Annotated in this window: 10 protein-coding genes; 5 read left to right on the top strand and 5 right to left on the bottom strand. The window is 74.6% G+C overall.

Going from position 1 to position 9,446, the window contains the following annotated elements:
- Window positions 1-192: 192 nt before the first annotated feature.
- Window positions 193-789: a cysteine hydrolase family protein gene (locus tag ABZ497_RS27575; protein ID WP_329489941.1), complete on the bottom strand. Its 597-nt coding sequence runs from the start codon at window positions 787-789 to the stop codon at window positions 193-195.
- A gap of 116 nt (window positions 790-905) precedes the next feature.
- Here ABZ497_RS27575 and ABZ497_RS27570 point away from each other — a divergent pair, with 116 nt between their 5' ends.
- Window positions 906-1,964: a helix-turn-helix domain-containing protein gene (locus tag ABZ497_RS27570; protein WP_359809041.1), complete on the top strand. Its 1,059-nt coding sequence runs from the start codon at window positions 906-908 to the stop codon at window positions 1,962-1,964.
- Here the strand turns inward: ABZ497_RS27570 and ABZ497_RS27565 are convergent.
- Window positions 1,865-2,899: a TetR/AcrR family transcriptional regulator C-terminal domain-containing protein gene (locus ABZ497_RS27565; RefSeq protein ID WP_359809039.1), complete on the bottom strand. Its 1,035-nt coding sequence runs from the start codon at window positions 2,897-2,899 to the stop codon at window positions 1,865-1,867. The two genes, ABZ497_RS27570 and ABZ497_RS27565, sit on opposite strands and share 100 nt — an antisense overlap.
- 246 nt (window positions 2,900-3,145) lie before the next feature.
- Between ABZ497_RS27565 and ABZ497_RS27560 the strand changes: the two genes are divergently transcribed.
- The gene (locus ABZ497_RS27560; protein WP_359809037.1) at window positions 3,146-4,258 is read left to right on the top strand and encodes an FAD-dependent monooxygenase; all 1,113 of its coding nucleotides are present in this window, start codon (window positions 3,146-3,148) and stop codon (window positions 4,256-4,258) included.
- Window positions 4,259-4,312: 54 nt separating this feature from the next.
- On the opposite strand, the gene ABZ497_RS27555 is transcribed toward ABZ497_RS27560, so the two are convergent.
- From ABZ497_RS27555 to ABZ497_RS27545, 3 genes are all read right to left on the bottom strand, one after another.
- Window positions 4,313-4,840 (bottom strand): hypothetical protein, encoded by a 528-nt coding sequence (locus tag ABZ497_RS27555; protein WP_359809036.1) that lies wholly within the window; start codon window positions 4,838-4,840, stop codon window positions 4,313-4,315.
- 81 nt (window positions 4,841-4,921) lie between these two features.
- Entirely contained in the window at window positions 4,922-5,584 is a 663-nt protein-coding gene (locus ABZ497_RS27550; RefSeq protein WP_359809035.1) for a response regulator transcription factor, read from the bottom strand.
- Window positions 5,581-6,816: a sensor histidine kinase gene (locus ABZ497_RS27545; RefSeq protein WP_359809033.1), complete on the bottom strand. Its 1,236-nt coding sequence runs from the start codon at window positions 6,814-6,816 to the stop codon at window positions 5,581-5,583. The genes ABZ497_RS27550 and ABZ497_RS27545 overlap by 4 nt, the downstream gene beginning before the upstream one ends.
- A 132-nt stretch (window positions 6,817-6,948) precedes the next feature.
- Between ABZ497_RS27545 and ABZ497_RS27540 the strand changes: the two genes are divergently transcribed.
- The 3 genes from ABZ497_RS27540 (at window position 6,949) to ABZ497_RS27530 (ending at window position 9,409) form a co-directional block, all read left to right on the top strand.
- Window positions 6,949-7,869 (top strand): ATP-binding cassette domain-containing protein, encoded by a 921-nt coding sequence (locus ABZ497_RS27540; protein WP_359809031.1) that lies wholly within the window; start codon window positions 6,949-6,951, stop codon window positions 7,867-7,869.
- Window positions 7,866-8,714 carry an ABC transporter permease gene (locus ABZ497_RS27535; protein ID WP_359809029.1) on the top strand — a complete coding sequence of 283 codons (849 nt, stop codon included), beginning with the start codon at window positions 7,866-7,868 and terminating at the stop codon, window positions 8,712-8,714. Before ABZ497_RS27540 ends, ABZ497_RS27535 begins: the two co-directional genes overlap by 4 nt.
- 176 nt (window positions 8,715-8,890) lie before the next feature.
- Entirely contained in the window at window positions 8,891-9,409 is a 519-nt protein-coding gene (locus ABZ497_RS27530) for a cupin domain-containing protein (protein ID WP_329489950.1), read from the top strand.
- Window positions 9,410-9,446: the final 37 nt, after the last annotated feature.

Here is a 9,446-nt window from a genome sequence, read left to right as displayed (position 1 = left end):
CTCGCCCTGGCGGTCGCCGCTGCGGGCATCCGGGTCAACGCCGTGCGCCCCGGCCTGATCCACACCGACCCGCCCCCGCACCCCGGTGTGCGGGGGCGGCCGCCGCCGGGTCCTGTCGGTGCCTGGAGTGACTGCCGGGGCGGGGTTTCGTCCTGCTCGACGCGGTGGAGGGCGCGGCCCATGAGGCGCTGATCAGCTGACCGCCGCCGCCAGGACGGCGCCGGTGGTGACCACCTTGGCGAAGCGCATCGCGTGCAGCACCGTCGCGGTGGCCCGGGCGAGTTCGGCGGCCGGCACGGTCACGCCGTCCGGCCCGGCCATGTCGAAGGTGTGCATGGCATCGGTCGGGAAGATCGTGTCGTACCCGAGGTTGCCCGCCATCCGCGCGGTGGTCTCGTTGCACACGTTCGTCATGATCCCGACGATGACGACCTGGCGGGCGCCCCGCTGCCGGAGCCAGGCGTGCAGGTCCGGGGTGCCGTAGAAGGCGCTGTTCACCGGCTTGGTGATGTGCAGGTCCGCCTTGACGTCCGCCACCACGTCCTTCAGCTCGTACCCCGGGGTGCCCGGCGCCAGCGGCCCGGTCTGCGAGGCGTGCTGCACCACCACGACCGGGCGCCCGGTCTCCTGCCAGGTGCCGATCAGCTCGCCGATCCGCCGCTCGGCCTCCGGGTTGTCCCGCTCGCCCCAGAACGCGTGGTCGTCGAAGCCCTTCTGGACGTCGATGACGACGAGTACGGCGTCGGAGTCGATGGTGAGCGGGGCGTCGAATGCGTCGGTGTTCGTCATGCGTCCATCGTGTCGGCGCCCGGGCAGCCCGGGTGAGGGGCGCCGGCGCCACCCATCGATCGATTCCTGCCACCGCGCCCGGGCGCCAGGGCGCCCTTCGTCGCTAGATTTCTGCCATGCGGACTGTGGGTTGCCTGATCTTCGAGGGCGTGCGGGCGTTCGACTACGCGGTGATCGGCGAGGTGTGGTCGAACCGGCTGACCCGGCCCGGGCTGCCCGCCTTCGACCTGCGGGTCTGCGGGCCGCAGGGCGCCCGGGTGCGGCTCGGCGGTGGGCTGGAGCGGGTGCCGGACTTCGGCCTGGAGACGCTGCGGGAGTGCGATCTGGTCGTCGTCCCGGGGATGGAGCGGCTGAACGAGCCGCGCGACCCGGCCGTGCTGGCCGCCCTGCGCGCCGCCCACGAGGGCGGTGTCGCCATCGCCTCGCTCTGCGCGGGCGCCTTCGTCCTCGCCGAGGCCGGGCTGCTGGACGGCCGGACCGCCACCACCCACTGGGCGCTCGCCGGCGAACTGGCCCGGCGCTTCCCGGCGGTGGACGTCCGCCCGGAGGTGCTCTTCACCGGTGAGGGCGGGCTCTGGACCTCCGCCGGGGTGGCGGCCGGCATCGACCTCTGTCTGCACCTGGTGCGCGCCGCGCACGGCCAGCAGGCCGCCGCCACGATCGCCCGGGCGATGGTCACCGCGCCCTTCCGGGCCGGCGGGCAGGCGCAGTTCATCCCGTCGCCGGTCCCCGAGGACGCCGGCGGTGACGACGTCCTGGCCCGGGTCCGCGCCGAGGTCCTGGCCGCCCTCGACACCCCGTGGACGGTCCGCGGGATGGCCGGGCTGGCGCTGATGTCGGAGCGCTCGTTCGCCCGCCGCTTCGCCGGCGCGACGGGCACCACGCCGCTGCGCTGGCTGCTGGAGCAACGCGTGCTCCTGGCCCAGCGGTTGCTGGAGGAGACGGACCTGCCGGTGGACGCCGTCGCGGTCCGCTGCGGCTTCGGTGCGGCGGTCTCGCTGCGGCCCGTCTTCGTCGCCCGGGTCGGGGTCGCCCCGCGCGAGTACCGCCGGGCCTTCCGGGGGCGCGAGGGGGATCAGGGACCGGCGGGCGCCCCCGGGCCGACGCGCGAGGCCAGTCCGTCCAGCAGGTTGGCCAGGCCGAACTCGAACAGGGTGTCCAGGTCCAGGTCGTAGCCGTTCGGGAGGTCGGCCATCAGCCGGCCGAACACCGGGAAGCGGCCGGAGTCGGCGAGCGCGCCGATGACGGGGAGCTGGCGGTCCATCCACTGGTCCTCGGTGACGCCGGTGGCGGCCCGGGCCTGGTCCTCGCGCTCCAGGTTGACGGCGATGCCCTCGATGTAGCTGTACAGCAGCACGTGGATGTCGAGCATGGCCGGCGCGGAGAGGTCGTGGCCGTCGAGCGCGGCGAGCGCCCATTCGGCGTGGACCAGCAGGTTGGGCAGCAGCAGCGGCCGGGTGACCGGGCTGAGCTGCGCGAGCCAGGGGTGGCGGCGGAACAGGGCCCAGAGGGTGCGGGCGCCCAGCTCCAGGCGGGGCCGCCAGCCGGCGGGCGGGTCGGCCGGGTAGCGGGCCTCGCCGAATGCCGCGTCGGCGGCCAGCATGACCAGCTCCTCCTTGCTGGTGACGTAGCGGTACGGCGACATCGCGGACACCCCGAGCCGCCCGGCGACGGCGCGCATCGAGAGCGAGCCGAGCCCTTCGGCGTCGGCCAGCTCCAGCGCTGCCCGGACGATCCGCTCCCGGCTCAGCTCGCCGTCCCCGGCGGGCGCGCGGTCCGGTGCGGGGGTGGTGGCGGCTGCGGTGGGCGGGGCGGGCACGGGCGCGACGGCAGCTGCGGCCGGCGCGACCTCCGGGCCTGCCGCGACCGCCGCGTCCGGTCCGGTCGGGCCGCCGGCCACCACGGTGCCGACCCGGGCCCGGGCCTCCACCAGCCCCTCCAGCCGCAGCACGGTCAGCGCCTTGGTGGCGGTGGCGAGGGCGACGCCCCACTCCTGGGCGAGCCGGCGGTTCGAGGGCACCCGCTCGCCCGGGGCGAGCGTGCCGGTGGCGATCCGCCGTCGGAGGTCGGCGGCGATGCGCCGGTAGGGCGGGTCCATGTCCGTGGCCATGCTGTCGACTCCTCGGAAGATCTTTTCGCGGTCGTCCGCCCTGTACTAGCTCAGAGCCGACCGGCCGAGATGCCTGCCGAAAGGCTTGCTGTACTAGCACAGATGCGGCCTGACCTGCTGGTCAGGCCCTTGCGTGGCTCTGAATTTACGTCGTACATTCAGGGCGGGAGCTGCGCGCGAGCAGCTCGCTTACAGCGTACAGACACAGGCGTCCGGGTGACCGGCCGCGAACAGGGGGAGTTCCTCATGCAGACCGTCCTCGTCTCCGGTGGCGGCATCGCCGGCCTCACCCTCGCCCACTGGCTGCGCCGCAACGGCTTCGCCCCGACGGTGGTGGAACTCGCCGCCGCCCCGCGCCGTGGCGGCCAGGCCGTCGACATCCGGGGCGTCGCACTCGACGTCGTCGACCGGATGGGTCTGACCGGGCCGATCCGGGCCGCCCGGACCCGGATGCGCGGCATGTCCGTCCTCGACGCCGACGGCAACGAGGTGCACCGCTCCACCGAGGCCACCTACAGCAGCGGCCGGCTCGACAGCGACGACGTCGAGCTGCTGCGCGAGGACCTCGTCGCCCTGCTGCACGAACACGTCTCCGAAGGCGTCGAGTTCGTGAGCGGCGACAGCATCACCGGGCTCCGGGAGGACGAGCACGGCGTGCACGTCACCTTCGCGCACGGCGCGCCCCGCACATTCGACCTGGTGGTCGGCGCGGACGGCCTGCACTCCGGGGTCCGCAGGCTGGCCTTCGGCCCCGAGGAGCGGTTCCTGCGCCACCTCGGCTCCCACGTCGCCATCTTCGGCGCGGACAACTTCCTCGGCCTGGAGGACTGGCAGGTCTGGCAGCGCGACGGCCACGCCGGCTACGGCATCTACCCGGTGCGCGGCAACCGCGAGCTGCGGATCACCTTCGGCTACGGGAGCGACGAACCGGCCGTGCGCGACATGGCGCTGGCCAGGCGGCAGGTCGCCGAGCGGATGGGCGCGCTGCGCTGGGAGACGCCCCGGCTGCTGGCCGCGCTGGAGCGGGCGCCCGACTTCTACGCCGACGTGATGGCCCAGGTGCACCTCGACCGCTGGTCCGTCGGCCGGACCGCCCTGGTCGGCGACGCCGGGTACTGCGCCTCGCTGCTCTCCGGCCAGGGCACCAGCCTCGCGCTGGTCGGCGCCCATGTGCTCGCCGACGAGCTCGGGCGGGAAAGGGCGGCGGGCGGGGACCACCGCGCCGCCTTCACCCGCTACGAGGAGCGGATGCGCCCCTTCGTGGCCCTCAACCAGGCGCTGGCCACCGAGAACCCCGGCGGCCCGCCGGCCGAGGAGTCGGTCGAGCGGGCCAAGCACGCCATCGCCCTCGACCGCTGAGCGGCTCAGGCGCCGAGCGGGCGCAGGGGCAGGGGCAGGGGCAGGGGCAGGGGCTCAGGGCCGAGGACGCCCCTGGAAGTCGCCCGCCCGGCGCAGGACGAGGTCGGCGACGGCCTCCCAGTGGGCGTCCGGCGCGGTCACGACGAGATGCCCGGCGCCGCACGGCAGCGAGGCGCTGGTGCAGCCGTGGGACCGGTACCCCGCCACCCGGGTGGCGAGCCCGTCCAGGCGGAGGACGACCTCGTGGCGGACGGGCCCGAGGTCCTCCGGGAACGTCCCGTGGCTGATCCGCCCGGAGTTGGCGAGGAAGACCCAGAGCTCGGACTCGGGCGTGCTGAATGGCCGGACCCGGTGGCTCTCCGGCAGCGGCCGGGAGGTCTGGACGGTCGCCACCAGGTCGGTGCCGCGGTGGTAGCCGACGTCGAGGCAGTGGAGGAACCCGTCCGAGCTCTGCCGCCCCAGCAGGGTGAGCCACCCGGCCGGGGCGTCGCGGAGCACGGCGACCGGCTCGCCGAACTCCTCGGCGGTCTCCCGGTCGGGCGTCCGGATGCCGGGCGGGCGCCGGTCGTCGCTGTGGAACACGGCTCCCCCAAGTGCGGGCTGCGCGGGTCGACTTGGCCCGGTACACCACGGCGGGCCGGTCCCCCGGGCCGGGTCGGGCGGTCACCGGGACGGCGTGACCAGCCCGGCCTCGTAGGCGGTGATCACGAGCTGGACCCGGTCCCGGGCGCCCAGCTTGGCGAGCAGCCGCGACACGTGCGACTTGGCGGTGGCCACCGTGATGAAGAGGTCCTCGGCGATCTCGGCGTTCGACCGGCCGCGCCCGACCAGGGTCAGCACCTCCCGCTCCCGCTCGGTGATGCCCTCGACCGTCGGGGGCGGGCCCTCCGGGGCGGCCCCGGGGCGCCCGACGAAGTCCGCGATCAGCCGGCGCGTCACGCCCGGCGCGATCAGCGCGTCGCCGTCGGCGACCACCCGGACCGCCGCGAGGATGTCGTCCAGCGCCATGTCCTTGACCACGAAGCCGCTCGCCCCGGCCCGCAGCGCGTCGTAGACGTGGTCGTCCTCGTCGAAGGTGGTCAGCACGAGGACGCGGGCCGTCGCCGGTCCGGCCGTGATCAGCCGGGTGGCCTCGATCCCGTCCATGCCGGGCATCCGGATGTCCATCACCACGACGTCGGGGCCCAGCTCGCCGACCAGCCGGACGGCCTCGGCGCCGTCGGCGGCCTCGCCGACCACCAGCAGGTCGGGGTGGTCGGCCATGATCACGCGCAGTCCGGACCGCACCAGCGGCTGGTCGTCGACGAGCAGGACGCGGACGCTCATCGGGCCACCGCCGTGACTGCGGCGGGCAGCGGCAGCCGGGCGGCCACCCGGAAGCCGCCCCCGGGGCGCGGCCCGGCGCTCAGCCGGCCGTGCAGCAGGGCGACCCGCTCCCGCATGCCCACCAGCCCGAAGCCGTGGTCCGGCCCGCTCGTGGCGGCGCCGCGCCCGTCGTCGACGATCTCCACCGACAGCTCCCCGTCCCCGTGATCGATGGTCACCTGGCAGTGCCCGGTGGCCGCGTGGCGGACCACGTTGGTCAGCGCCTCCTGGACGATACGGTAGGCGGACAGCTCGATCTCGGCCGGCAGCGGACGCCGCTCCCCCCGGTGGCGCAGGTCGACCCGCACCCCCGCGTCGGCCGTCGCCGCCACCAGCCCGTCGATGTCCGCCAGACCCGGCGAGGGCGCGAGCGGCGCCCGCTTCGACTCCGCGGGCCCCGGGTCGCTCTGCCGCAGCGCCACCAGCGTGCGGCGCAGACCCGCCAGTGTCTCGCGGCTGGTGGCCTCGATGGCGCGCAGCGCCTCCCGGGCCTCCGCGGGCTGGGTCTCGATCACCCGGCTCCCGACCCCGGCCTGGATGGCGATGATGCCGATGCTGTGCGCGACCATGTCGTGCAACTCCCGCGCGATCCGGAGCCGTTCGGCGGTCACCGCCTCGGCCACCTCCTGCGAGCGCAGCGCCACCGCGTGCTCGCGGCGCTCGCGGACCAGCAGGCCGACGGTGCAGGCCGCGGCCGTCGCCAGGACGGCGATCACGGCGTTGGCGGTCAGGTTGTCCCCGTGGGCGAAGCCGCCGACCAGCAGCAGTTGGACGAGGGTGGACACGGTCACGGCGCCGATCCAGGCCCGGCGCGCACCGGTGGCGACGACGAAGCCCAGGAGGGCGTCCACCGCCAGGAAGGGCAGGAACTGGCTCTGGTAGGTCAGCGCCAGGTGCGGACCGCCGGAGTTCCCGGTGCCCACCACCACGAGGGCGGAGCCGAGCAGAGCCATCGTCAGCGCCAGCAGCGGCATCCTCCGCAGCACACCGACGAGCAGGCTCACGGCCAGCAGCGACCCGACGGCGTGCAGCGCGTGCGGAGCCCGCGGCGTGGCCCCCGCCAGCAGGGCCGTCGCGAGGACGTAGACGGAGCCGCCCACCCAGGCCGCGACCCGCGTGCCGGTCACCGGCACGGCGCCTCTCGGCCGGGGCGGGGGCGTGGCGGTGCGCGGGGTGATCGTTCCGACGTTCATGCCGTGAGGTTAGCCAGCGGCCGGCCACGCGGCATCGGCCCGGGGGCGTACGCCCGTGGGCGGATCCCGCCGGCCGAGGTGTCGCCCCGGGCCCGATGCCCGGACGAGGGCCGCCCGGGCAGAGTCGTCCTCGTGATCGAAGTCAAGGAACTCACCAAGCACTACGGCGGCAGGACCGCCGTCGACCGTCTCACCTTCACCGTGCGGCCGGGCCGGGTCACCGGATTCCTCGGCCCCAACGGTGCCGGCAAGACCACCACCCTGCGGATGATCCTCGGCCTGGACGCGCCGACGGCCGGCACCGCCACCGTCGGCGGCCTCCCCTTCCGCACCCACCCGCGCGGCCTGCGGCACGTCGGCGCGCTCCTCGACGCCAACCAGGTGCACGGCGGACGCAGCGCCGCGGCCCACCTGTCCGCCCTGGCCCGCAGCAACGGCATTCCGCTGCGCCGGGTCGACGAGGTGCTGCGGGAGGTGGGGCTGGCCGAGGCGGCGGCCCGCCGGATCGGCGGGTTCTCGCTGGGCATGAAGCAGCGGCTCGGGATCGCCTCCGCCCTGCTCGGCGACCCGCCCGTGCTGGTCTTCGACGAACCGGTCAACGGCATGGACCCGGAGGGCGTGCTCTGGATGCGCCGGCTGTTCCGGCGCCTGGCCGCCGAGGGGCGCACGGTGCTGCTGTCGAGCCACCTGATGTCGGAGATGGGGCACACCGCCGACGACCTCGTGGTGATCGGCCGGGGCCGGCTCATCGCCGCCGAGCCGGTCGGGGAGTTCGCGGCCCGCAGTGCCGGCCGGGGCGTCGTGGTGGGCACCCGGCAGGCCGCCGAACTGGCGGCGGTGCTGACCGCCGCGGGCGGCTCGGTCGCACCGCCGGACCCGGCCGGTACCGGGAGGCTCACCGTGACCGGACTGCCGGCGGACCGGATCGGCGCGCTCGCCCTGGAGCACCGGATCCTGCTGGACGAACTGACCACCCGGAACGCCTCCTTGGAGGAGGCCTTCATGGAACTCACCGCCGACAGCGTCGAATACCTGGCAGGAGAGCCCCGATGACCACGTCCACGGCCGCCCCGGCGGCAGCCCCCTCAGGCGCCCCCGCAGTCGTCCCGGCGGCTGCCTCTCCCGTGCGCTTCGGAGATCTGCTCGCCTCCGAGTGGATCAAGATGCGGTCGCTGCGCTCCACCCCGTGGGCGATCGCGGTCACCACGGTGTTCGTCATCGGCTCCGCCGTCGCGGCGACGATGGCGGCGCACGACGGCGACGCGGTCCCGGGCGCGCCCCGCGAGTTCCTCCCCTTCAACGCCTTTCCGGCGGCCGGGTACTGGATCCTGATGATGGTCGCCGCCACGATGGGCGCCATCACCGTGGTGAGCGAGTACAGCAGCGGGCTGATCCGCACCACCACGGTGGCCGTCCCCGCCCGTGGCCAGGTGGTCCTGGCCAAGGCGGCCGTCACCGCCGTGCTGTGGACCGCGGTCGGCGCGGTGACCGCCGTCGGCTCCTTCCTGGCCTCCCAGGCCGTGCGGGGCGGGGGAGCCCCCGCCACCCACCCCGGGCTGGCCCGGGCCCTGGTGGCGTGCACCCTGGTGGCCCCGATCTGCGCCCTGGTCGGGCTGGGTCTCGGGGTGCTGATCCGGCACACCGCCACCACCGTGGTCACCGGGGTCTTCACGCTGGTGCTGCTGCCCACGATGTTCTCCGAGGGAACGCGCTGGTCGGCGGACGTCAACCACCTGATGCCGTCCGCCGCCTGGCGGCGCCTGGTCCAGAACTGGGCGGCGGATCCCGACTCCCTCGCGTACACCGCGACCGTCCCCGGCTCGTGGGCGGTGTACCTGCTCTGGCCGCTGGTCGCCGTCGTGCTCGCGGTGGTCGTCGTGCGGCGCCGGGATGTCTGAACGGCTGGTGCGGAGAGCGCGGATGACGCCGGGTCATGTCGGGCGGCATCGAGAATTGACCCATGGAAGTGGGTCGGAAATGCACCCTGGCCCGGGTCTCTCGACTGCGTAGAGTCGTAGACACAAGGCCACGGCGAGAGACCCGGGGCCCACCACCCGAAACACGGAGAACGACTGTGAACACCGCTGCGAACCTCATCCCGGCCGCCGCCGACCTCAAGCCCGTGCTGACCCGCGCGGCCGAGGCCGAGACCACCAGTGACCCGAGCAGCGTGATGACCCTGCTGGCCGACTGCGGCACCGACGGCAGCTCGATCACCAGCTACCGCTCGACCTTCGCCAAGGGCGCGGTCGGCGCCCCGGCCCACTTCCACACCCGGGCCTCGGAGCTGTTCTTCGTGATCGACGGCTCGCTGCAGGTGCTGGTCGAGAACGAGATCAAGGTCCTCGGCGCCGGCGACCTGCTGCTCGTCCCGCCGCACACCCCGCACGCCTTCGCGGCGGCGCCCGGCTCCGAGGCCGACGTGCTCTTCGTCTTCACCCCGGGCATGCCCCGCTTCGACTACCTGCGCCTGCTCGGCCGGGTGATGCGCGGCGAGGCGAGCCCGCAGGAGATCAAGGACTCCTCCGAGCAGTACGACAACCACTACGTCGACAGCCCGCTGTGGCGCGCCACCCTCGACGCCGCGAAGTAACGAGCAGCGGATAGTCGTCGACCGGGGGAGGAGCGGC

The sequence above is a fragment of the Kitasatospora sp. NPDC005751 genome (assembly GCF_040630835.1).
GTDB lineage: Bacteria > Actinomycetota > Actinomycetes > Streptomycetales > Streptomycetaceae > Kitasatospora.
The sequence above is the reverse complement of the archived record's forward strand: the minus strand, read 5'-3'. Positions and strand labels throughout refer to the sequence as shown.

What these genes read in the sequence shown, in the direction of transcription:
- ABZ497_RS27575 (WP_329489941.1), bottom strand. Translation starts at nt 789, where the DNA reads ATGACGAACACCGACGCATTCGACGCCCCGCTCACCATCGACTCCGAC.
- ABZ497_RS27570 (WP_359809041.1), top strand. Translation starts at nt 906, where the DNA reads ATGCGGACTGTGGGTTGCCTGATCTTCGAGGGCGTGCGGGCGTTCGAC.
- ABZ497_RS27565 (WP_359809039.1), bottom strand. Translation starts at nt 2,899, where the DNA reads ATGGCCACGGACATGGACCCGCCCTACCGGCGCATCGCCGCCGACCTC.
- ABZ497_RS27560 (WP_359809037.1), top strand. Translation starts at nt 3,146, where the DNA reads ATGCAGACCGTCCTCGTCTCCGGTGGCGGCATCGCCGGCCTCACCCTC.
- ABZ497_RS27550 (WP_359809035.1), bottom strand. Translation starts at nt 5,584, where the DNA reads ATGAGCGTCCGCGTCCTGCTCGTCGACGACCAGCCGCTGGTGCGGTCC.
- ABZ497_RS27545 (WP_359809033.1), bottom strand. Translation starts at nt 6,816, where the DNA reads ATGAACGTCGGAACGATCACCCCGCGCACCGCCACGCCCCCGCCCCGG.
- ABZ497_RS27535 (WP_359809029.1), top strand. Translation starts at nt 7,866, where the DNA reads ATGACCACGTCCACGGCCGCCCCGGCGGCAGCCCCCTCAGGCGCCCCC.